The organism is Bacteroides sp. AM37-9, assembly GCF_003603455.1.
GTDB lineage: Bacteria > Bacteroidota > Bacteroidia > Bacteroidales > Bacteroidaceae > Bacteroides > Bacteroides xylanisolvens.
Genome location: NZ_QTNF01000031.1, coordinates 53,681 through 75,661, shown reverse-complemented (window position 1 = coordinate 75,661; position 21,981 = coordinate 53,681). Strand labels below are relative to the sequence as shown.

At 38.9% G+C, this 21,981-nt stretch carries 23 protein-coding genes and 1 pseudogene; 19 read left to right on the top strand and 5 right to left on the bottom strand.

Translation table 11 applies throughout. The annotated features are described in order from the left end of the window. Nucleotides 1-926: 926 nt before the first annotated feature. From DW862_RS19175 to ltrA, 12 genes are all read left to right on the top strand, one after another. The gene (locus tag DW862_RS19175; RefSeq protein WP_120069971.1) at nt 927-1,484 is read left to right on the top strand and encodes a DapH/DapD/GlmU-related protein; all 558 of its coding nucleotides are present in this window, start codon (nt 927-929) and stop codon (nt 1,482-1,484) included. A 122-nt stretch (nt 1,485-1,606) separates the two neighbouring features. After that, entirely contained in the window at nt 1,607-2,824 is a 1,218-nt protein-coding gene (locus DW862_RS19170; RefSeq protein ID WP_120069968.1) for an O-antigen ligase family protein, read from the top strand. Beyond that, on the top strand, nt 2,811-4,478 hold the full coding sequence (locus DW862_RS19165; protein ID WP_120069965.1) for a hypothetical protein: 1,668 nt from the start codon (nt 2,811-2,813) through the stop codon (nt 4,476-4,478). The genes DW862_RS19170 and DW862_RS19165 overlap by 14 nt, the downstream gene beginning before the upstream one ends. Nucleotides 4,479-4,504: 26 nt before the next feature. Then, entirely contained in the window at nt 4,505-5,383 is an 879-nt protein-coding gene (locus tag DW862_RS19160) for a decaprenyl-phosphate phosphoribosyltransferase (RefSeq protein WP_120069986.1), read from the top strand. Nucleotides 5,384-5,388: 5 nt separating this feature from the next. Beyond that, complete coding sequence (locus DW862_RS19155; RefSeq protein ID WP_120069983.1) at nt 5,389-5,991, top strand: HAD family hydrolase; 603 nt, start codon at nt 5,389-5,391, stop codon at nt 5,989-5,991. Between the two features lie 96 nt (nt 5,992-6,087). After that, complete coding sequence (locus DW862_RS19150; RefSeq protein ID WP_120069962.1) at nt 6,088-6,444, top strand: SMR family transporter; 357 nt, start codon at nt 6,088-6,090, stop codon at nt 6,442-6,444. A 7-nt stretch (nt 6,445-6,451) separates the two neighbouring features. Continuing rightward, complete coding sequence (locus DW862_RS19145; protein ID WP_120069959.1) at nt 6,452-7,420, top strand: NAD(P)-dependent oxidoreductase; 969 nt, start codon at nt 6,452-6,454, stop codon at nt 7,418-7,420. An 18-nt stretch (nt 7,421-7,438) separates the two neighbouring features. After that, nucleotides 7,439-8,227 (top strand): glycosyltransferase family 2 protein, encoded by a 789-nt coding sequence (locus tag DW862_RS19140; protein WP_120069955.1) that lies wholly within the window; start codon nt 7,439-7,441, stop codon nt 8,225-8,227. A 24-nt stretch (nt 8,228-8,251) separates the two neighbouring features. After that, nucleotides 8,252-9,322 (top strand): glycosyltransferase family 4 protein, encoded by a 1,071-nt coding sequence (locus DW862_RS19135; protein WP_120069952.1) that lies wholly within the window; start codon nt 8,252-8,254, stop codon nt 9,320-9,322. Nucleotides 9,323-9,343: 21 nt separating this feature from the next. Then, nucleotides 9,344-9,886 carry a glycosyltransferase gene (locus tag DW862_RS19130; RefSeq protein WP_120069949.1) on the top strand — a complete coding sequence of 181 codons (543 nt, stop codon included), beginning with the start codon at nt 9,344-9,346 and terminating at the stop codon, nt 9,884-9,886. After that, entirely contained in the window at nt 9,883-10,440 is a 558-nt protein-coding gene (locus tag DW862_RS19125) for a glycosyltransferase family 4 protein (protein ID WP_120069944.1), read from the top strand. Before DW862_RS19130 ends, DW862_RS19125 begins: the two co-directional genes overlap by 4 nt. A gap of 764 nt (nt 10,441-11,204) precedes the next feature. Then, nucleotides 11,205-12,617 carry a group II intron reverse transcriptase/maturase gene (gene ltrA / locus DW862_RS19120; RefSeq protein WP_165861949.1) on the top strand — a complete coding sequence of 471 codons (1,413 nt, stop codon included), beginning with the start codon at nt 11,205-11,207 and terminating at the stop codon, nt 12,615-12,617. Nucleotides 12,618-12,711: 94 nt separating this feature from the next. On the opposite strand, the gene DW862_RS19115 is transcribed toward ltrA, so the two are convergent. The 3 genes from DW862_RS19115 to DW862_RS19110 form a co-directional block, all read right to left on the bottom strand. Then, nucleotides 12,712-13,125, bottom strand: coding sequence for an N-acetylmuramoyl-L-alanine amidase (locus DW862_RS19115; RefSeq protein ID WP_120069941.1), 414 nt, complete (start codon nt 13,123-13,125; stop codon nt 12,712-12,714). A 4-nt stretch (nt 13,126-13,129) separates the two neighbouring features. Then, nucleotides 13,130-13,237: a smalltalk protein gene (locus tag DW862_RS26020; protein WP_151935230.1), complete on the bottom strand. Its 108-nt coding sequence runs from the start codon at nt 13,235-13,237 to the stop codon at nt 13,130-13,132. A 173-nt stretch (nt 13,238-13,410) separates the two neighbouring features. Beyond that, nucleotides 13,411-13,899, bottom strand: a complete 489-nt coding sequence (locus tag DW862_RS19110) for a DNA-binding protein (RefSeq protein WP_074705283.1) — start codon at nt 13,897-13,899, stop codon at nt 13,411-13,413. 219 nt (nt 13,900-14,118) lie between these two features. On the opposite strand from DW862_RS19110, the gene DW862_RS19105 reads away from it, so the two are divergent. Beyond that, complete coding sequence (locus DW862_RS19105) at nt 14,119-14,337, top strand: DUF4248 domain-containing protein (protein ID WP_004295574.1); 219 nt, start codon at nt 14,119-14,121, stop codon at nt 14,335-14,337. Nucleotides 14,338-14,518: 181 nt separating this feature from the next. Here the strand turns inward: DW862_RS19105 and DW862_RS19100 are convergent, their stop codons facing one another. Together DW862_RS19100 and DW862_RS19095 are read right to left on the bottom strand one after the other, a co-directional pair. Continuing rightward, nucleotides 14,519-16,360 (bottom strand): DUF3987 domain-containing protein, encoded by a 1,842-nt coding sequence (locus tag DW862_RS19100; protein WP_120069938.1) that lies wholly within the window; start codon nt 16,358-16,360, stop codon nt 14,519-14,521. A 27-nt stretch (nt 16,361-16,387) separates the two neighbouring features. Continuing rightward, complete coding sequence (locus DW862_RS19095) at nt 16,388-17,017, bottom strand: BT4734/BF3469 family protein (protein WP_004317949.1); 630 nt, start codon at nt 17,015-17,017, stop codon at nt 16,388-16,390. Nucleotides 17,018-17,184: 167 nt separating this feature from the next. Here DW862_RS19095 and DW862_RS26015 point away from each other — a divergent pair, with 167 nt between their 5' ends. The 6 genes and pseudogenes from DW862_RS26015 (at nt 17,185) to DW862_RS19075 (ending at nt 21,975) form a co-directional block, all read left to right on the top strand. Then, on the top strand, nt 17,185-17,337 hold the full coding sequence (locus DW862_RS26015) for a hypothetical protein (RefSeq protein WP_004317950.1): 153 nt from the start codon (nt 17,185-17,187) through the stop codon (nt 17,335-17,337). After that, on the top strand, nt 17,334-17,471 hold the full coding sequence (locus DW862_RS26010) for a hypothetical protein (RefSeq protein WP_153882629.1): 138 nt from the start codon (nt 17,334-17,336) through the stop codon (nt 17,469-17,471). The genes DW862_RS26015 and DW862_RS26010 overlap by 4 nt, the downstream gene beginning before the upstream one ends. A 98-nt stretch (nt 17,472-17,569) precedes the next feature. Then, nucleotides 17,570-19,144 (top strand): ATP-binding protein, encoded by a 1,575-nt coding sequence (locus tag DW862_RS19090; protein ID WP_120069977.1) that lies wholly within the window; start codon nt 17,570-17,572, stop codon nt 19,142-19,144. Nucleotides 19,145-19,176: 32 nt separating this feature from the next. Then, nucleotides 19,177-20,340 (top strand): annotated as a pseudogene (locus DW862_RS19085) (AAA family ATPase); the annotation flags it as partial. A 287-nt stretch (nt 20,341-20,627) separates the two neighbouring features. Then, complete coding sequence (locus tag DW862_RS19080; RefSeq protein WP_004317952.1) at nt 20,628-21,053, top strand: SoxR reducing system RseC family protein; 426 nt, start codon at nt 20,628-20,630, stop codon at nt 21,051-21,053. A gap of 7 nt (nt 21,054-21,060) precedes the next feature. After that, nucleotides 21,061-21,975 (top strand): Fe-S cluster domain-containing protein, encoded by a 915-nt coding sequence (locus DW862_RS19075; protein WP_087317701.1) that lies wholly within the window; start codon nt 21,061-21,063, stop codon nt 21,973-21,975. The last annotated feature ends 6 nt before the right edge of the window (nt 21,976-21,981 follow it).

The window sequence follows — 21,981 nt, the reverse complement described above, 5'->3', positions numbered from 1 at the left end:
TCGGCTGAAAGACAGCCGATAAAATTGGCGTGGCGGAAAATAGTATGGTTACGGATTTGAAATATGAAATGACTGGGGAATATGTACCGTTTTACTAGTGTTTTAATATGAATTTCTAATTTATAATGAGATCTATTAAATGTATTATAACAGGAATAAGGGAGTTGAATTTATTTTCTACTATATATCTTAATTTCATCACTTTTCCATTTAAAAAGGCGGTACGTTTTCCTATTCTTATATTTGGAAAGATAAGTATAAAGAATGCTCGAAAGGGAAAAATGGTTTTTAATTGTCCACTAAAAACAGGCACTCTTCAAATAGGGAAGTCTGGTTTGGGATTTCTTGATAAAAAGAACTGTCTTACGAAATGGAATATATCAGGTACATTATATGTGTATGGTAGAGCTTCAATTGGTTAGGGGTATTGCTTAGAGGTAGGGGAAAAGGTTGTGATGATTCTTGGACGAGATTTTATTGTTACAGGTCGTTCCGTTATACTTTGTACTAATCGCATTACATTTGGAGATGAATGTCTCCTCTCATGGGATTTACTTATCATGGATACGGATTGGCATTCAGTGATTTCGACGGCTGATAGCAGAATATTAAATCCTTCCAAACCAATTAATGTAGGAAACCACGTATGGATAGGGTGTAGAAGTGTTATTCTTAAAGGAGTAAGTATCTCGGATAAATGTGGTTGTAGCTGCTAACTCAGTTATCAGCCGTAATATAGATAAGGAGTTTGTAGTTGTGAAAGATAACGGTGTCTTGAAAAAGGATGTGAGATGGGAATACTAGGAGATATTGTGGAAATAGAAAGGTTAGAAGTTACATCTGCCTGAAATATAATAATTAACAATATAAGATTTTGGTCTTATGAGTCAACGATCAAAAGATACTTATTATAAATAAACGAATATATGTTTTGGCAAAAAATACAGAATTTTTATTTTAAGATTTTGTTTAAAATGGTAGGTCCACATAGGGCTGCTGAACTTATGAGGAGTAAGTTTTATTATCTTGGTAGAAATGTACAGTTATATTCGTGTAGTATACCAGAACCATATTTAGTTAGTATTCATGATAATGTAATTTGTGCTGCAAATGTAAGGTTTATAACTCATGATGTAAGTTGCTTTAATATAGCGCGATATTTGGGGATTTCATTATCAGAAGTAGATAAGGTCGGTAGTATTGAACTTTTTGAGAACTGTTTTGTAGGGGCATATTCAATACTTTTACCTAATACCTCTGTTGGTGCAAACTCTATAGTTGCTGCAGGTAGTATAGTTACTAGGCATATTCCAGCCGGGGAAGTATGGGGAGGAGTTCCAGCTAAATTTATAATGACTACGGATGAATATGCAAAAAAAGTAATTAAGAATTGTCATAATTATCCGTGGATGGGTAAAAGATGCAATAATAGAGATCTTATAAAAATGAGACAACAATATTTTTTTAGTAAAAATAAAGTCTAGTATTTTCTTTTTTTGATAGATGATTTCTTCATGTTTACTAATAATTAGTTTATTATATTCTAATTAGAAAGTGTTTATTAATATTGGGGATGATAAATGGGGGTAATATATTTATATGAGTGATGCGAATTAACCGTAAAAAAATAGTCGATTATTGGGGAGTTTTAGTCATAATATTAGGGTCCGGATCATATTCATTTGCTCATAAATCATATGTTCCAGCATTTATTGTAATGTTGTTAACTTCACTATTTTACCTTTATTATGATAAGCATGCTGTCAATAAACATCGTCTGCATACTTTAGGGTTCGTATATTGTTTGATATATGGAGGAATAATTTTTGTAAATAGGTTTATTATACATACAGATGTATTGAATCATAGCTGGGTGTCTTGGCTGTTTAATTTGATATTTTCTTTTGTTATAATTTGTCGTTATCCATTTTATGTCTTTAAAAAAATATATTTAAATGTTTTAACGGTTTTATCCATAATTAGTTTGATTGTTTTTTGGGGAATTGAATTGGAATTGTTTACTCCTCAAATAGTCAATAGACCTGGGGCTGAAGGGCAATATATGGAATTCTTTTTTCATTGTGTAGGATGGAACTTTTTATTTCATCGGAATGCTGGATTATTTCATGAACCGGGTGCATATCAATATTTCTTGAATTTTGCTCTTATTTTTTTCATTCCGGAGATAAAAGAAGGAATATTGAAAAGGAAAGAAAAATGGCAAATGTTGGTTATTGTAATCACACTTCTTACAACTCTGTCTACAATGGCCTATATTGCTTTTTTAGGCATAATTTCATTGATTATTTTTTTCTCAAAATATGTAAGGGTACATAGGAGTTTGGGACCAATTGTTGTATTGTTATTATTGGGATTATTTGTTATAGCGATAAATTCGCCAATAATTGCCCAAAAAATAGGAGAAAATGATGTGGGAGAAGAACATATATCTAAAGTAACTCGTGCTCGTGATTTAATAACTCAGAGTGAAATGACATTAGAACAACCAATTTGGGGGTATGGCATTGCTACAAAAAACTTTGCGAATCGAAATTACGGAAATACAGGAGGATGTATTGGCTTAGTAAATAACTCTGCGTCATTAGGGTTGCTATGGTTACTGATATTTCTTTGTTTTGCTTATAGAGGTATTAAACGGATGCAGTTAGGCGTTCCAACAATTCTTGTTTTATTTATATTTATTTTAATAGAGTGCAATGAGAACTTTGTGGATTTACCTATTACTTATCTATTTATCTTAAATTTTTTGAACTATCAACGTATTAATGTAGATACAAAAATAAAAAATAATGAAAGTGTGTAATATTGGATATATTCAAATCTTTACAATACTCAATACTTTGCTTTTGTCTGGGATAGCTTGGCTGATAGGTTGGCATATCAGTGCTATTCATTTTCCTGTTGCGTTTATATTAAGTGTTGTTATCCTGCATTGTTTTAGGAAGAATATAATCAAAGATGTGAGTATTAGCTTACTTTTGATGTTGTTCGTAATCTTACTATCAGCTATCATTCCTGACGGCAGTTATGACGGACAAGCTTATCATCAACCTATGATTTACGCTTTGTCTCATGGATGGAATCCTATTTATGATAGTCACAATACAATAATATCAGATAACTGGGGAATGAATATGTGGATAGATCATTATTGTAAAGGAATGGAGACTATTTCGGCAACAATTGTGGCTATGACAGGAAATTTAGAATCAGGAAAGGCTGTCTCTTGGTTACTAGGACTGTCTTCTCTTTTTCTTATTTGTGATTTTCTTGGTAGGAGTGTGGGGGAGAAGACATTAAATTTCAGAAAAAAAATATTTTATACTCTTTGTTTAGCTTTACCTCCCATTTTTGCAACACAAGTGTTTTCATATTATATAGATTTATGTGGGTACTTTACTGTTGTTTGGCTTATTGTCGCTTTATATGGAATTTACAGTAGAAAAGCTATTTTAGATTATTTATTAATGAGTGCCGCAATCATTTTAGCTGGAACTACCAAATTTAATATGTTATTTTGGGTTGGATTTTTTACTTTGATTTTTTTGATATTTCTTTTTGTACAAAAAAAATATAGATTAATGAATAGGGTTATAGCTGTAGCCGTTGGGGCGGTAGTCCTTACTATTCTAACTTCAGGTTTTAATCCATATATTACTAATACCATTGATCATTGTAATCCTATTTATCCTCTTGGAATTGGAGACAAGGATACTGAATATCTTAATGATGGTGCTCAACCACTATTTTTGCAAAAGAAGAACCGTGTTATACAAATATTATATAGCTATACTTCTCGTCCTAGTAATATCCTTGATGGAAAATACATTCCACCATATATTGTAACAGAGAATAATATAATGAGTGCCGGTTCTCCTGGTGCTAGAATAGGGGGAGGTGGAATTGTATTTGTAGATATTTTATTACTTTCTTTTATATTGTATGCTATATCTAAAAGGAGTTCAATGTATAAGAATACTTGTATTTTTATAGGTGTGTTATTATCATCTTTGCTGATACTTCCAATGGGAAGTTCATATAGGTATGTACCTTTTTTCTATATCCTCCCTATTGTGATTCTATTATATACTGAATATGCAGGATTTAAATATAATATTGGGAAGTGGTTGAGACGATTAGTGTATATATTACTTGTACTAAATGTAAGTATGGCTATGACGATTTCTCTAGGATATTCAATTATTAATAAATGTGTGACAGAATACTATGTAAAAGCTATACAGCAAACGAGTCCGCAATACTTTAGAAGTAAAAATTGGAGTTTCAATTATAAAGTTTTTAAAGATGAAATCATAAAGTATGATCCAACGGAAATTGGAGAAGATACGATAGATTATAAAGAAATTCCTTTTCAAAAAAGTATTCCAATATATGTTAATAGAGAAGAGTTGGATAAAACAAGGAAGGGATGGGTTACCAAGTTTTTGATTAAATAATTTTATACTATATGTATGTTCTATTTATGAATTTATTGAGGCTAATTAGACCACAGCAATGGCTAAAGAATTTATTTGTATTCTTGCCGTTATTTTTTGGCGGACATATTATGGACTTGTCTTATATGTTCACATCTCTAAAAGTTTTTTTTGCCTATTGCTTTATAGCTAGTAGTATTTATTGTTTTAATGATATTTATGATCGTGAGTCAGATCGCTTACATCCCAAGAAAAGGCTACGCCCTATAGCAAGTGGAAGAGTATCAGTGTTTGTTGGATATATACTAATGATGGTGATGTTTACTCTTTCCATAGTAATATGTCTTTTGTTTACTGATGATGAGATTGCTTGGAAAGTGATAAGTATTATCATGTTTTATTTTATAATGAATATTGCTTATTGTATTAAATTGAAACGAGTTGCGTTGATAGATGTGTTCATTATAGCAGTAGGTTTTGTATTGCGTATATGGGTAGGTGGGATTGCTACTAGCATTTGGATTTCTCAATGGATTGTGTTGATGACATTTCTTCTCGCTTTATTTCTTGCTTTTGCTAAACGTAGAGATGACGTTGTTATGTATGAGGAAAGTGGGGTAAAGGTCCGTTGCAATATTAATCGATATAACTTGCAGTTTATGAATCAGGCAATTACAATAGTGTCGGCTGTTACAATGGTATGTTATATTATGTATACGGTATCACCCGAAGTACAGGAACGAATGCATACCTCTTATTTGTATGTAACATCAATATTTGTATTAATTGGATTATTACGTTATATGCAACTAACAATTGTGGATGTGAAAAGTGGTAGTCCTACCAAAATTCTAATGTATGATCGGTTTATTCAATTGTCTATCCTTGGCTGGCTTTTAACTTTTTTTGTTCTAATCTATTTGTGATGAGTATGCCAAAAGGAAAAAAAACTATTGCCGTATTTGATTTTGATGGTACAATTACAACTAAAGACACTTTACTGTATTTCATTCTTTTTACAAGAGGGTATTGGGCTTTTATGATGGGATTCTTGTTGTATTCCCCTTTATTAATAGCATTTAAGTTAAGGTTGTATCCTAATTGGAAGGTCAAGCAAGCTCTTTTCTCATACTTTTTTGGTGGTATGAATTATAAAGAATTCCAACGGTTGGGGGAAATTTTTGCTGATGAAGTGAAAAAAATAGAGTGTGACTCGACTGTTGATAAATTAAAGGAGCATTTGAAAAATGGTGATAAAGTGTATGTAATAAGTGCTAGCATAGATGATTGGGTTCGACCATTTTGTTGTTCGCATTTAGGAGTAACTGCTACTATAGGAACTAAAGTTGAAGTTGATCTTGATGGAAAATTGACTGGGCGTTTCTTAACGAAAAATTGTTATGGTCCCGAGAAAGTAAATCGTTTATTGGAAATAGAACCTGATAGAAAAAATTATTTTTTATATGCCTATGGGGATAGTCGTGGAGACAAGGAAATGTTGGAGTTTGCGGATAGAGGTATAATGATACAATGAATAATAATATTGTCTTATTAATGAGGTTTATGTCTAGTAATGTCTATTGTTGAAATTTACTAAAACAAATTTATATAATTTATATATTGTAACAATATGAATATCATACTGATTTTAGTCAGTGTTTTACTGAATTGTACTGCGCAACTATGCATTCGTAAAGGTATGTTGCTTGTGGGGGAAACAGGAATGAGTAATATGATTACAAATTTAGGCGTTATGGTAACAAATATTTGGCTTTGGGGAGCTATGATTTGTTATGCACTTAGTATTCTTCTTTGGATGGCGGTTCTCTCAAAAGTAGAAGTTAGCTTTGCTTATCCATTCTTAAGCATAGGATATGTTGTAGCGGCAGTGGTGGGGTATTATTTTTTTGGTGAATCACTTTCTGTTATTCGAATTGTTGGCATTGTAATTATTTGTATTGGTGTGTATTTAATTTCAAGAAGTTAAAATAGTAATGAAGTATTATATTTTTGGAGGAAATGGTTTCGTTGGACGTTACTTAAGTAATGCATTGATTGAGCGTGGAGAGAATGTGGTAGTTTGTGATATCCTTTCTGCACTTGATGAATGTATTAATAAGAAGGCTGAGTTTATAAATGTAGACATTCGTAATAAGTCTGCTATAAGCAAGATTGATATAATGCCTGATGATTTGGTAATTAATTTAGCTGCGAATCAGTATCACACTAGAGTTCCCAAAAATCGTGAAGAATATTTTTATAATACTAATTATGTTGGAACTAAAAATATTCTAGAAGTAATGGAAGAAAAGAATTGTATGCGCTATTTGATGTTTACTACTGATATGACGTATGGTAAGCCGCAATATCTTCCAGTGGATATAAAACATCCGCAAAATCCTTTTGGCCCTTATGGACAAAGTAAAAAGGTCTGTGAAGAAATATGTCGGGAGTATCGACAAAAAGGTATGGATATTACTATTTTTCGTCCTCGTATGATTAATGGGCCAGGTCGCTTAGGTATTTTGGTGAAGTTATTTAAGCTAATTGATATGAATTTACCAGTACCTACAATTGGTAATGGCAAGAATCATTACCAAATGATTTCAGTATTTGATTGCGTTAGCGCTATTCTTTGTGCTATAAACAAAGGACTACCTAACAAAGAATATAACTTAGGCTCTAAGAATCCGCCTGATATTCGTACACTATTACAGAGGGTTATTACGTCGGCGAATAAACATTCTGTAGTAATTCCAACGTCTGGCAAACTCGTAAAGTTAGTATTAGGATTATTGGATAAATATGGTTTTACATTAATGTATCCCGAACAGTTCATGATTGCGGATGAAGAGTATATTTTGGATATTCAGGAAACTGAAAAAGATCTAGATTGGCATCCACAGTATAGTGATGAGGATATGCTGAAAGAGGCATATAAGATGTATAAAAAGAAAAAGTAAGATTTCGCATTCTCAGATATGAACAATAACCTTCCTCGTGTCTCAGTTATAACAGTTTGCTATAATGCTGTTTCTGCCATACAAAGAACTATATTGTCTGTACTTAGTCAGACTTATGAAAATATAGAATATATAATTATAGATGGAAAAAGTACAGATGGTACTTTGGCTATTATAAAGAAATATGAAAGTAGGATAGCTTTTTGGTTATCAGAGCCAGATAATGGCATATATGATGCTATGAATAAAGCTATTGATAAAGCCACTGGCGAGTGGGTTCTTTTTATGAATGCAGATGATGAGTTTGTTGATAATAAGGTAGTAGAGCGTTTCGCTTTTGTTGCAAAAACTCATAAAAAATATGCTGCTTATTATGGTGATACGATTCTCCGTTATGGTATAGGAGAAAGACCAATGAGAGCTTTGGGATTGAAAAGCATGCGTTATATGATGGCTTTTTCACATCAAAGTGTGTTCATTCGAACTGATTTGATGAAGGAGAAAAAGTATTCTCTTAAATATAAACTTGCGTCTGATTATGATTTCCTACTTTCAAATTATCTTGCAGGGGAGCAGTTTTGTTATTTGAAATATTATGTTTCGAGAGTGAGGATTGATGCAGGTGCCAGTTTCTCACATTTTATAGAATCGAAGAAGGAAGTACTGCAGATTCATAAGACAAATGGATATGGAAGGTGGGAGGCTTATTGTTATTATTGGAAGGCGGTATTACGCTTTAGGTTAAGCAATATGCTAAAGAGCATAATCCCAAAAGGATTGATAAAATTGTTACTCAAGATTGAATAAATAATAAAAAGATTTGTAGTAGTGATGAGAATACTTGTTGTTTCTTTTTCTGTTAATGGTGCAATGGGGGATAATTTCTTCTTGCTAACAAGATTCTTTTCAAAAGAGCATGAAGTATTTGTTGTGACTAATAAAAATATTGGGTATGAACTATTAGGAACGAAGAATATATGCAACATCCCTTTTGATAGAAAAAAAACTTTAGATTTCATTAATCCATTGTCATACTATTGTATTTATAAGTATGTTCATTCTCTCGATTTTGATGTGTGTTTCATTCATAGTCCGCATCCAGTGAACAGATTCATCTATAGAATAGTAGACCATAAAAAGATTATTTCTTTTGTTCATGATCATATTCTTCATTCGGGTGTTAGACAATTGGATGCTTATCTTTTGAAGGCTCAATACAAAGATTATTTTAAATATAGCGCAAAAATAATTGTATCATGTCATTTTATGAAAAATGATATACTGCGACTTGGGCTGATAAAGGATGAAAAAAAAATAGCAGTGAATTATTTGGGTTTAATTGAGAATTTAGTATATCCTAAAAATGAAAATAAGGTTTTAGACATAGATGTGTTGTTTTTCGGTAGAATAGAATATTATAAAGGTCTTGATATATTAGTAGAAGCGGGAAAACAGATGAAGAATGTGAAATTCATGATTGCTGGAAAAGGGGATATAAGTCAAATTTTCGGAATAGATTCGCTGCCGTCAAATTTTGAACATGTTAATAAATATGTGCCTGATAATGAGTTGGCAGGATTGATTCAACGAAGTAAAATAATAGTATTACCTTATAGAGATGCCACAGGTACGCAAACGGTACAGAGTGTGTTCTATTATGAAAAGCCAGTGATAGCAACAAATACAGGTTGTTTCCCTGAATATATAGAAGATGGAGTAGATGGTATTATTGTACCAGCTTTAGATGTTGTGGCTTTACGACAAGCTTTGGAGAAACTTTTAGGAAATGATGAGCTAAGAAAAACTATGGGGAAAAATGGGTTCAAAAAGCTTGCAGTGAAATTCTCTAATGATGAAATTTACAAGAAATACATTTCGATATTTGGCTCGATTTGTAAATAAGAAACAGTTCGAAATAGAATTATGAAAATTTTGCATGTTGGTCAAATGATCGGTGGGCTTGATATTTATATCCGAAACTCTATTGTATATGCAGAAAGTGGTTATGAATATGTTCTTGTTCATGGAGATAAGGATAATAACAAACCGATAGAGAAATATGGAAGAGAAATAAAGGAGTATAAAATAAAACTTTATCGGGATTTAAATTTGTGGAATGATTTAAAGGCTATTGTGCAGACTGTGAGAATCATAAAGAAAGAACGTCCTGACTTGATTCATTGTCATAGTGCTAAAGGAGGAATTGTAGGGCGGGCAGCTGGATTCTTGACTCATACGAGAACTTTTTATACACCTCATGCTTTTTCTTTTTTAAGTGCACAATCCGTGGTAAAAAGAAATTTCTTTTTGTTTATTGAATGTATCACGAAGTTTAATGCTTGTCTTTTGGCTTGCTCAGAGTCTGAAAAAATAATGGGAGTGAATATGGTGCATTATAAAAAAGACAAGGCGTTTGTATGGAATAATGCTGTACCTGATGCTATAAATGAATTGAACAAAAAATGAGACAGGATAAATATATTTGTTATATAGGAAGACCGTCGTATCAGAAGAATCCTATTTTTTTAGTAGAAGTAGTGAAAGAGGTTCATGCCTTACATCCAGAGGTGGGCTTCTGTTTATTGGGAGTAGGTTATTATTCACCTGATCTTGATAGGATGAAAGCAAAGATTGCTGAATATGGTTTGGATAAAGTTATAGAATTGTTTCCATGGCTTAGCCATAAGGAAACATTGGAATACGTAAAGAACTCAATGTTTTATTTGACTGTAGCTCGATATGAAGGGTTACCTTTGGCAGTAATTGAAGCTATGTCTTTAGGGAAAGCAATAGTTGCATCTGATGTGGTTGGGAATAGAGATTGTGTGGAGGATGGGTATAATGGAAGATTACTTCCTTTTGAGAAAGAAGTATTTTTGAAAGCTATATGTGAATTGCTAGAGGATAAGCAGAAAAGAGAATGGTACGGAGAAAATTCACGAGCTCTTTTTGAAAATAAGTTTCTGATAACTAATAGAATTAAAGAATTAGAAGCTATTTATCAATCATTTTGCTTATAAAATTGTTTTACTGCTGAGGTGTAAGATGCGCATTTCTGTCCTATTAAATATATTGAGACTATCATTAAAAATGGGTGTAAAATGAAATGAATTAGTATATGAGTGTTAGACAAAATACGGTATATAATAAATGTTGAAAATGTTGAGATGTAATAAACACGTGAGTGTTTCGTATGTTGAGATGAAGAAAAATGTAGGTCCCTAGTTTCATGCTGTAAAAGCATGATTCCCTACATTGTGGATCAGAAATAGCACGACGGTGCCTTTCTGATCTACGCCCTGACATCGGAGGTTAAAGCCGATGTGAATTTCCCACTATATCAACGGTCTGTGAAGATCGTTGATATTTTTTGTACGCCCAGCATGGGCGTACGCTATAGGGTGTAAGTCCCGAACGAGCCCTGATAGTGGGAATCGTTAGCCAAGAGCAAGGGTATCCATGGTGACGCGGAATCTGAAGGAAGCTGGCGGCAAATACTCGGCCTTACGAATAGGAACTGCATATAAGGCTGAACATGGAGGACAAGTCTGCAAAACAAGACAAAGTCCGATAACTATCCGAATCCATGTGAAGTAAATGCAGAGGGCACATGAGTTGAAAGCGTACGCTCTTATCTGGGGAGATCTCACGGACATACATTACCAATAAGTAGTGTATGGTTGAAACAAGATTTGCCGAGAGAAGTCAGCCGAGACCATATTACCGATGAGTGAGCATTGGGAAGGGTCGAACCATTATTAGTAACACCAATGAAGATTACCTTATGACGGGAAGAATGCAGAACGAATTGATGAGATTAGACCAGTCGGAGAGTAGGGTGGAACCCAAGGGTACGATCGGTTTGCAGACCTCTATGGGGATAAGCGAAGACGGAGTTACAGATTTTACTCTCCCGAAGGACGGACTGATGGAGTTTATTCTCTCACCCGCCAACTTGAATGCCGCCTATAAGAAGGTTAAGGGCAACAAGGGCAGCGGTGGAATAGACGGCATGAGTACAGAAGAATTGCTTCCTTATTTAAAGGAGCACGGCTCGGCACTCGTGGCATCCCTCCGTGAAGGCACATACAAACCGAATCCGGTCCGCAGGGTAGAGATACCTAAGTCGAACGGCAAGAAACGTGGTCTTGGTATCCCTACGGTTGTTGACCGTGTGGTGCAACAAGCTATCAGTCAGGTGCTCGAATTGCTTTATGAGCCTCAGTTCAGTGAGACGATCTATGGGTTCCGCCCCCATCGCGGTGCCCACAAGGCACTTCTGAAATGTGGTGAATACATAGAGCAGGGGTACGTCTTTGCGGTGGATATGGACTTGGAGAAATTCTTCGACATGGTGAGTCATTCCAAACTGATAGAAGTGTTGTCACACACCATCACGGATGGTCGTGTCATTTCTCTGATACACCGCTATCTGAATGCAGGAGTAATCCATTGCGGGAACTATGAACCAAGTCAACTTGGTGTACTGCAGGGCGGTCCTCTCAGTCCGATTTTGAGTAATATTATACTGAACGAATTGGATAAGGAACTGGAGCGTCGAGGTCACAAGTTTGTCCGCTATGCCGATGACCTCGTAATCTTTTGCAAGAGCCGGAAAGCGGCTAAGCGTACCTATGAGCATATTGTCCCCTTTATAGAAAAGAAGTTATTCCTAAAGGTGAACAAGGTAAAGACCAAGGTTGCCTATATACGTAACATCAAGTTCCTCTCGTATGCGTTTGGTCGCAGGAGTGGGAAGTGTCAGTATAGTCTTCATCCCGAGAGTGTGAAGAAGATGAAGGCCAAGATACGTGAACTGACCAGCCGTAGTAATGGGTGGAGTTATGAGTATCGTAAGCATCGTCTTCAATGGTACATCCGTGGATGGTCTAACTATTTCTCATTGGCAGGCTACAAGCCTCGTCTTGAAGAATGGGACAGTTGGCTTCGGCACAGAATCCGCATGTGTATATGGAAATCATGGAAACGGGTTAGAACAAGGTTACATAATCTGGAAAAGTTCGTTTCCGATAAGAATCGTGTACGCATGGCTGCATTCTGCCGTAAGTCATATTGGCGGATGTCTCAACATCCCACGGTACACGAAGCTCTGTCTGACGAACGGTTGTTTCGCGCTGGTTATCCCACGTTTACAGGTTGTTATGTGGATTTTAATAAGGCAAGAGGGTATTATTGATAATGGAACCGCCGTATGCCGAACGGCACGTACGGTGGTGTGAGAGGACGCATGAGGAAATAATCCTCATGCTTCTACTCGATTACTACGTCAATTATAAATCCCGATATTCCTTCATACACTCAAAGCACGGACACCCTTTCATTGGGTTCAAGTCACGATGTCCCACAATCAACGCTTTCGGAAACTGCCTTCGTAATTCACGCAATAAAGCAAGCAGCGAGCCCCGTTGCTCCATTGTGCGAGTATCCTTGGGCTTTCCATCCGCATCCAAGCCACCTTCATAACAGACACCTATTGAATGGCTATTATGATTACGGCAGTGTGCCCCGACCTTTTCTAACGCACGTCCCCGGTAGATCTCCCCGTCGCGAGTAATGTAAAAATGATAGCCAATATCACGGAAACCACGGTGCAGGATATGATCTTGTCGGCAAGCCTCCGCCGAAAGGGATTTTCCTTCCGGCGTGGCACTGCAATGAATGATAATCAGTGTAATAGTTCGCATAGATCTATATGCAACTTTGTACTCCGATCAAGCCCCCGATAGCGGTGGCAACGGTGATGATTACTTTGATAATGAAGCTCCATACGGAGCGGGAAGAGGATGATTTGCTCATACAATAACAGGTTTTAAATAAATGGATAACAGTTTTCTTTTGTCGCAGAGCTGCAAACTACGCAACTATGCACACTACTACACAGACTCACACAGAAATAAATAATCGACCACTTTAATGACTACCAATTAAATTATAATCTGTGGAAATCTGTGTAATCAGTGGTGAATCTTTTAAGCAGCTGGGTCAGGTGCTTCGCCGCCTCCGTCCGGTTTGGGATCAGGGTTGTCACCTGAATCAGAACCTCCGCCGGCAGTTGTCGGTTTCTGATACTCCGTCTGCTGCTTCAACTGGCTGTCGAGCTTCAGGTTCGTGGTAGACAGATTACCGGTGGCACGAGCTTTCAGACGCATGCCGCTAATATTCTTCTCCAACGAGAATTCTTCCAGCGTATCGGCTGCCTTACTGCGAATACCCACACCAAAAATGGCAAGATCATCGATTTTCACACATTTGCCATCCAGCAACAATTCCTTGATGCAATCTACCATATCCGAAAGCACACCTTTGATGACACCACCGGAATACGGTGAATTGTGCTTCGACATGTGTTCGGCAAGCTTTGCCAAATCAAACGTCTCGTCGCTTACTGCACGGGCGAACCACTTACCCGCATTCAAGCCTTTCTTTTGCTGGTTCTGATAAATTTTGTAACGAATCATAAAACAATAAATTAAAGGGTTAAACATATTGTCCGGGGATTCTTTTCCCTTTCGACGATACAAAAATACTACTCCGGATCTCCCGGAAATCAGCAGTATACGGTTGTGTCTGGTAGCGGTCGGTTATTTGTCATTACAGTCGGTTATTCAATGGAAAAACGTTGGTTATATAGTCGTTTTTTCGTATTTTTGTAACAGTAAATCAGAAACATAACCATCATGAGCGAATTTAAAATACGTGCTTACGGGCGCATGGAACTGGCGCAACTTTATTCTCCGCAACTAACTGACATCGCTGCCTATCGAAAGATGAAGAAATGGATCTCTTTGTGTCCCGGACTTCTGCAACGCCTGTACGACTTAGGCTACGAATCAAAGCGACGCTCATTCACACCATTGGAGGTGAGAGTCATTGTGGATGCCCTGGGAGAGCCTTAAATAAAGCGTCGCTTTATGGTGTCTAAAGCACCGCTTTACGATGTCTAAAGCTTAGCTTTACACCTCCTAAAGCGATGCTTTATGCAGGAAAAACGATTGTATCAGTCAAAATGGATGCGGTAATTGAAATGACTACCGTATCCGTAAGTAAAACGGGTACAGTAGGTACACTTTTTCCGGTTCACTCATACACACACGCACGCGCATACAACCCTTTACCGTCCATACTGATTAATTTTCCGTGTTTGGTGAGCCGTTTCAGCCAAGTGAGGGCTGTGTTTTCTTTAATTCCCATGGCAACTGCTTCTTCCAGTAACTGGGTACGAGTAAATTCATCACCCAGTTTCTGGAAAAGATAATCACGATCGGCATTAGGACGATGGCTGACTTCTGTACTGGGGAGGAACGATAGAATATGCGTGGCATGGCAGTAGAGAGGTTCCGCAAGGCTAAGCACAGCATGAAAGTCTTCCTGTGAAATGGATACATCCCAACGGGTAATGATGTCATCTTTGCGGTTGTCTGCAGGAATCTCCTTGTCCGGTGTGAAAGGAGAGGTGGGAGAGGTCTTGAAGTCGTAGGGCTGCGGGCTTTCGAGGGCACGCAATACGGCTATTTCCGACATGATTCTGCATAGATTGACAGCCAGACGTGCCACAAAGCTATACATTTCCCTTCCATTAGCTACACTGGAGCGTTCAAATAAGTCGGAAAAGACGGTGTCGATTTCTTCTTTTTGTTCATCCGTGAGTTGCAGGGTATGAATGCCGTGCGATTTTATCACGCTCAACTTTTCTTTCCATTCCAGTCCCATAGCGGTGAATATCTCCTCCCAATCTATCTCGTTGCCCATAAATTGGCTGATCCATTTACTGATTCCGCACATGTAATAATATAATTGGCGGGAGTATGATCCGTCTTCTGCCGTCGGAATGAAAGTTTGCACCTGCGACGGCGTACCCGAAATCAGGACGGAAAGATAGCTTTTCTTCACTTCCCGGTATTCCTGGTCGGTGCGGCGGTTGTAGGACAAGCGGTCGTGGTCGAACGCTTTGCGCAGGGTATCGCTCCAATGACCGTGGTCCGATCCGATGGCGGTGGAAAGAGTGTCCGCTTCCGCTTCGCAGATAAGTCCGGTTCCGTCGGAGTCCATGATGTTTTGTAGGATACCCGTACCGGTGTTGTTGCCCGAAATGAGGAACATCCTGTTAGGGGGCATTTGTGGAGCCTCCTTTTTGGTTCGTTCTTTTCCCATTGCATCATACTCGGCTTTCTCTTTTTTGTATGCTTTCATCTGTATGGCCACTTCTTTGCGGATCTCGTCGTGGATAGGTTCCACGAGTAAGCGGATGTAGGAAAGGATACCTTTGCCGGAAGCCGAAGGAGCCACTACGAAACATTGGAGGCTGGGGTGATGGTATTTGCCGCCATATAGGCATCGCACGTGGCGCGACATACAAGCACCCAGGGCAGTGAGCGCTCCCAATAACATGATGTCGTGTTGTATTGGGCTGCTCCCGGCTTTTATGATACGTTGCAAAAATTCCGGCCAGTCGTTTTCCGGGAAAGTGGGCAATTGATGTTGTGGTTCACTGCCTGGTAATAGTTCTTCTTCCCCTTCTCTATCATCGGAGATATTGTCATTTCCCACCTTATTATGCGCGCCCGTGTGTGGGGGAAATTTGCGTGCTGTACCTGCTGTACCTTTTGTACCTGTGGGATGTTTGGGCATTTCTTCTATGCAGATGCTTACTCCCGTCGCTTCGGCAAGGTGGAAAGCGGTGCCCAGGTGCACTTCTCCACGTTGGGTGTGGAGTGCGTTGGAGAATACCCGTTCGGCATGTTCGCGCTGATACTTGGGAGACACCCGGCACAGGCGGTGAAAAAACTCACGTCCTGCTTCGCCGCAATCCGTTGCGATGGCGAATGACAATTGTACGTATTCAAGATAAGTGGGAGCAATGTCCGCTCTTGCCGTTTCGACTGCTTCGGTGAGACGGCGTAAAGATTCAATATCGGTCATTTTGATTTATGATTTTTGATTTATGATTTATTTGTTGGTGGTTCTGAACAATGCTTCCGGGTCGTAACTAAGGAAACAGGCTCTCACGAGGTCTTTGCCGGAGAAATCTACTTTGGATTTTGTTTCGGAAGAAACTGCTGTTACCGTATTGTATGCCGTCTCTACGTACCGCATCGCCCAACTCATGTTGTCTGTGATATTTTGGATGTCATTTGTCGTGGAGGAATAATGGCAGGGAACAAATGCCTTTACACCCAGTCCGCTGGGGCTGACAAAGGTGAGTACAGGTTGTAGGAGAGGATCGTCATAGAGCATACGTCGCATTTCCACTGCTTCCTGATAAGAGTGGAGACCGTCCACATCTACTATCACCAGGTGAGACGGGGAGACGAAATCCTTACTGCTACGGCGGGTGAATGTGCCGCAGGGGGTCACATACGGTAGTAATGACGCTTTGGCGGTTCGTATATCTTCGGAGTTGCGCACTTGTTCGGTCAGGGCTTTGAGATTCTCGTTGCAAGTAATCATTTGGAAAACTTGTTCGATGGAGACTTCGCAGAAGGGGATAAGCGTGGGAGGAGTCATCAGTCGGCCTTGTTTGTCTTTGATAGGAGCGATAGGTGGCATGAAATAGGACATTCTGTAGTTGTTTGGCATCATTTTCTTTTTGTTTCAAGTTAAAATATTTATTTTTGCAAAAAAATATGAGTGTGTTTCAAAACACGGCGTAAAATTAGTAAATGCAAAATAGACATCGTCCCGACATGTTGGGATGAAAGTGAAAATAATTAACCGTTACGGTGTAATTTTAACAATAAAAAAGAATGGAAAATGAAAAAGGTTTATATGTAGCTTTAGGAGTTTACATAGGAGAGTTGCAAAAGCGTGCGGATTTGAAAAATGACGAAATACGGAAGAGCGTACACATCGGCCACTCTACTTTTAATGATTTAAAAAAGGGGCAAAACGCCCATTGAGTGATTACGTAAAAGTGGTGGAGTGCTGTCTGGATGCCTTCAATGAAGAGGAAGCCGGAGTTATCTGGGATGAATGGAGGAGAATGTATTTTCGATACAGAAGAAGAAAAGAGGAGGAGAGAGGAGAACGGTGAAAAAACAGATAAGGTAAAAGTGGCAGGCGGGAAAAAGTTTCCCGCCTGTGGTCTTTATGAATGGATTTTTTTGTAGCTTTGTGAAAAATAAGATTGATATGGAAGATTTGCAAAGATTATATCCTATCGGGATACAGACTTTCTTTAAGATACGTGAGGGGAATTTTCTCTATATTGACAAGACGGAATATGTGTACCGGATGACGCATTCGGCTTCCAGCTATCTGTTTCTAAGCCGTCCCCGACGTTTTGGAAAATCTTTGCTTACCAGTACCCTTCACTGTTATTTCGAGGGACGGAAGGATTTGTTTGAGGGACTGGCCATGGAGACATTGGAGAAGGAATGGATACAACACCCGGTGTTGCACTTCGACATGAGTACCGCTAAACATGTGGACAAGGAACAACTGAACGCGGAACTGGAATTGAAACTCATGGCATACGAGGAGATTTATGGACGTGTAGAAGAGGAACTGTATGTGAATCAGCGTCTGGAGGGACTTATAAAACGTGCTTACAAGCAGACAGGTAAAAAAGTGGTTGTCTTGATAGACGAATATGACGCTCCTCTGCTCGATGTGGTTCATGAAGAAAAGAATTTGCCACAGTTACGTAATGTGATGCGTAATTTTTACAGTCCGTTAAAGGCGTGTGATCCTTATCTGCGCTTTGTTTTTCTTACGGGTATAACCAAGTTTTCGCAACTTAGCGTGTTCAGTGAACTTAATAATATCACCAATGTGAGTATGCTGCCTGATTATGCTGCCATTTGCGGTATCACTGCTGAAGAACTCCGTACTCAAATGGCTCCCGATGTAAAGCATCTGGCTACCCGGTTGGGAATTACTGCAGAGGAGATGTTGGACAAACTGAAGGAAAATTATGACGGTTATCATTTTTCGTGGCCGTCGCCCGACGTTTTCAATCCTTTCAGTTTGCTGAAGGCGATGGCTTTGGGAGAGATCGGCTCTTATTGGTTTGAGAGTGGCACGCCCACTTATATCATAGAGATGCTGCGTAAATATGCTGTGTTGCCATCAGAAATTGGTGGCGAGGAAGCGTCTCCCAGTGATTTTAACGTGCCTTTGGAGTTAGCGACTAATTATATGCCGTTGCTTTATCAGGCCGGTTACCTTACGATAAAGGGTGCGGATTTGGAATTTGACGCATATATGCTTGATATTCCAAACAAAGAGGTGCGTGTCGGTCTGATGAAAAGCCTGATTCCCTCTTATGTGACGAGTGACAGTCATGAGGTGAACAGTGTGGTGCGTAATTTGGCGCGTAACATTGTGCGGGGAGATATGGACGAGGCTTTGAAGCTGCTTCAGGCTTTTCTTTCCACTGTGCCTTATTGCGACAACACGGATTATGAGGGACATTACCAGCAGATGCTATATGTGATATTCTCATTGCTGGGCATTTATACCGATGTGGAGGTGCACACGCTGAAAGGACGTGTGGATATGGTGCTTCGCACGAGGACTACTCTCTATCTGGTAGAACTGAAATTGAATCAAAATGCAGAGATTGCCATGAAGCAAATTGATTTGCAGCAATATGCAGATCGTTTTGCTCTTTGCGGGCTTCCGGTGGTAAAGGTTGCAATAAATTTTAGTGCGGAGACTCGGACAATTGCTGATTGGGTGATTTCAAGAGGAACGTATGCATAGTTGTATTATAATTTAAATAATTTTAAAAGCGTATGAGTAGCAAGATATACCCCATTGGCATACAGAACTTTGAAAAAATCCGGAAAGACGGTTATTTCTATATTGATAAGACTGCTTTGATTTATCAGATGGTGAAGACAGGCAGTTATTATTTCTTGAGCCGTCCCCGTCGTTTTGGAAAAAGTCTGTTGATATCTACGCTTGAAGCGTATTTCTTGGGCAAGAAAGAACTTTTTGAGGGCTTGGCCATGGAAAAGCTGGAAAAGGATTGGATTACATATCCCATTTTTCATATCGATCTTAATACGGAGAAGTATGATACGCGGGAGAGCCTGGACAGCATATTGAATTTCACATTGGAGAAATGGGAACAGCAATATGGCACCGCCCCGTCGGAAACAACTTTTGCATTGCGTTTTCGCGGCCTTATTGAACGGGCTTATGAGCAAACCGGGCAGCGTGTGGTCATTCTGATAGATGAATATGATAAGCCCATGTTACAAGCAATAGGTAACGAGGAGCTTCAGAAGGAATTCCGTAATACCATGAAAGCTTTTTATAGTGTGCTGAAGACTATGGACGGTTGCATTCAGTTTGCTTTTCTGACGGGAGTGACGAAATTCGGTAAGGTAAGCGTGTTCAGCGATTTAAATAATCTCGATGACATCTCAATGCGGAAGCAATACGTGGATATTTGCGGAGTTTCTGAAAAAGAATTGCATGATAATTTGGAAATTGAACTGCATGAACTGGCGGATGCAAAGGAGCTGACTTATGGTGAACTGTGCAATAGATTGAGGGAGTACTATGATGGCTATCATTTTACATACAATTCTATCGGAATATATAATCCGTTCAGCTTGCTTAATACTTTTAAATATAGAGAGTTCGGTAGTTATTGGTTTGAAACGGGAACTCCTACTTATCTAGTGGAGTTGCTGAAAAAACATCATTATGACTTGGAACGTATGGCGCATGAGGAAACGAGTGCCGCTGTATTGAACAGTATTGATTCAACATCGGACAATCCCATTCCGGTCATTTATCAGAGCGGTTATCTCACTATCAAAGGGTATGACGAAGAATTTGGAATTTATAGTTTAGGCTTCCCTAATCGCGAAGTAGAGGAAGGATTTATTAAATTTTTGCTTCCCTTTTATGCGAACACCAATGCGGTAGAGTCGGAGTTTGAAATATAGAACTTTAACGCGAAAATGCGTAATATTGAGAAATGGATAGTGGAGTAATCTGTGAAATAATTGATGGAAAATCCCGGCTGAAGAAATAAAACGGCTGGGATTTTTTGTTTAGGATGTCTATTTGCCATTCTTGAAAAATATCAAATGGTAGCTATATCTTTTCCGTGTGCGATAACGAAAACGCAAAAAATAACAATTTATTATGTAGAAAAAGTTGGGGGAATGCTTCGTAGTTCACAAATAATGATTAAATTTGCCGCGATTTGTAATGCGGAGTTTGCAAAATGACGAATAATACTATAAAGCATCTAGGTATTGTGGAAAACATCCAAGGTTCTCATCTGTCGGTGAGGATTGTCCAGACATCGGCTTGCGCGGCTTGTAGCGCAAAGGGGCATTGTTCCTCGGCGGATAGTAAGGACAAAATCATAGATATTATAGATACCGCGGCTTCTTCCTATCAGGTGGGAGAGAAGGTGATGGTGGTCGGCGAAACGTCGATGGGCATGATGGCAGTGGTATTGGCTTTCGTACTTCCTTTCGTACTTCTTATATTTTCATTGTTTCTTTTGATGGCGTGGATAGAGAATGAGTTGTATGCAGCACTTCTTTCTCTGGCTGTCCTTATACCTTATTATTTCGTTTTGTGGCTCAATAAAACGCGACTCAAACAACAATTTTCATTTACTATAAAACCAATAAATAACTAAAAACATTATGAATTTGATTCTGATTGCAGTGATTTCATTGGGAGCTATAGCGCTCGTGCTGGCCGCTATTCTTTATGTGGCTTCCAAGAAATTTGCCGTGTATGAAGACCCGCGGATTGCTCAGGTGGGAGAAGTGCTTCCCCAGGCTAATTGTGGTGGATGTGGCTATCCCGGTTGTAGCGGATTTGCCGACGCTTGCGTCAAAGCCGGTTCGCTGGATGGTAAATTCTGCCCCGTAGGTGGACAACCTGTCATGGCACAAATTGCTGATATCCTCGGACTTGCAGCCGGTGAAGCTGAACCGATGGTAGCAGTGGTAAGATGTAACGGAACGTGTGCCAATCGTCCGCGTACCAACCAATATGATGGTGCGAAGAGTTGTGCTATTGCCGCTTCGCTGTATGGTGGGGAAACGGGATGTAGTTACGGATGTCTGGGGTGTGGCGACTGTGTGGCTGCTTGTCAGTTCGATGCCATCCACATGAATCCTGAAACGGGGCTTCCGGAAGTGGATGAAGCGAAATGTACCGCTTGTGGCGCCTGTGTGAAGGCTTGCCCGAAAGCGATCATCGAAATCCGTCCGCAAGGAAAGAAGTCACGCCGCGTGTATATCTCTTGTGTGAATAAAGACAAGGGAGCTGTGGCACGTAAGGCTTGTACAGTGAGCTGTATCGGCTGTGGCAAGTGTGTGAAGACTTGTCCGTTCGAGGCTATTACGCTGGAAAACAATTTGGCTTACATCGATCCGAACAAGTGTAAATCTTGCCGGAAATGTGTGGAAGTTTGTCCGCAGAATAGCATTATCGAGTTGAATTTCCCGCCGCGGAAACCGAAAGAAGAAGCTCCGGCTGCTCCGAAACCGGCTGCAAAAGTGGAAACTCCTGCTGCAAAGGCTACAGAAGCTCCGAAAGTAACAGAATAATAACAG

Coding starts and splice junctions, on each gene's coding strand:
- DW862_RS19175 (WP_120069971.1), top strand. CDS start 927: ATGTTTTGGCAAAAAATACAGAATTTTTATTTTAAGATTTTGTTTAAA.
- DW862_RS19170 (WP_120069968.1), top strand. CDS start 1,607: ATGCGAATTAACCGTAAAAAAATAGTCGATTATTGGGGAGTTTTAGTC.
- DW862_RS19165 (WP_120069965.1), top strand. CDS start 2,811: ATGAAAGTGTGTAATATTGGATATATTCAAATCTTTACAATACTCAAT.
- DW862_RS19160 (WP_120069986.1), top strand. CDS start 4,505: ATGAATTTATTGAGGCTAATTAGACCACAGCAATGGCTAAAGAATTTA.
- DW862_RS19155 (WP_120069983.1), top strand. CDS start 5,389: ATGCCAAAAGGAAAAAAAACTATTGCCGTATTTGATTTTGATGGTACA.
- DW862_RS19150 (WP_120069962.1), top strand. CDS start 6,088: ATGAATATCATACTGATTTTAGTCAGTGTTTTACTGAATTGTACTGCG.
- DW862_RS19145 (WP_120069959.1), top strand. CDS start 6,452: ATGAAGTATTATATTTTTGGAGGAAATGGTTTCGTTGGACGTTACTTA.
- DW862_RS19140 (WP_120069955.1), top strand. CDS start 7,439: ATGAACAATAACCTTCCTCGTGTCTCAGTTATAACAGTTTGCTATAAT.
- DW862_RS19135 (WP_120069952.1), top strand. CDS start 8,252: ATGAGAATACTTGTTGTTTCTTTTTCTGTTAATGGTGCAATGGGGGAT.
- DW862_RS19130 (WP_120069949.1), top strand. CDS start 9,344: ATGAAAATTTTGCATGTTGGTCAAATGATCGGTGGGCTTGATATTTAT.
- DW862_RS19125 (WP_120069944.1), top strand. CDS start 9,883: ATGAGACAGGATAAATATATTTGTTATATAGGAAGACCGTCGTATCAG.
- ltrA (WP_165861949.1), top strand. CDS start 11,205: ATGACGGGAAGAATGCAGAACGAATTGATGAGATTAGACCAGTCGGAG.
- DW862_RS19115 (WP_120069941.1), bottom strand. CDS start 13,125: ATGCGAACTATTACACTGATTATCATTCATTGCAGTGCCACGCCGGAA.
- DW862_RS26020 (WP_151935230.1), bottom strand. CDS start 13,237: ATGAGCAAATCATCCTCTTCCCGCTCCGTATGGAGCTTCATTATCAAA.
- DW862_RS19110 (WP_074705283.1), bottom strand. CDS start 13,899: ATGATTCGTTACAAAATTTATCAGAACCAGCAAAAGAAAGGCTTGAAT.
- DW862_RS19105 (WP_004295574.1), top strand. CDS start 14,119: ATGAGCGAATTTAAAATACGTGCTTACGGGCGCATGGAACTGGCGCAA.
- DW862_RS19100 (WP_120069938.1), bottom strand. CDS start 16,360: ATGACCGATATTGAATCTTTACGCCGTCTCACCGAAGCAGTCGAAACG.
- DW862_RS19095 (WP_004317949.1), bottom strand. CDS start 17,017: ATGCCAAACAACTACAGAATGTCCTATTTCATGCCACCTATCGCTCCT.
- DW862_RS26015 (WP_004317950.1), top strand. CDS start 17,185: ATGGAAAATGAAAAAGGTTTATATGTAGCTTTAGGAGTTTACATAGGA.
- DW862_RS19090 (WP_120069977.1), top strand. CDS start 17,570: ATGGAAGATTTGCAAAGATTATATCCTATCGGGATACAGACTTTCTTT.
- DW862_RS19080 (WP_004317952.1), top strand. CDS start 20,628: ATGACGAATAATACTATAAAGCATCTAGGTATTGTGGAAAACATCCAA.
- DW862_RS19075 (WP_087317701.1), top strand. CDS start 21,061: ATGAATTTGATTCTGATTGCAGTGATTTCATTGGGAGCTATAGCGCTC.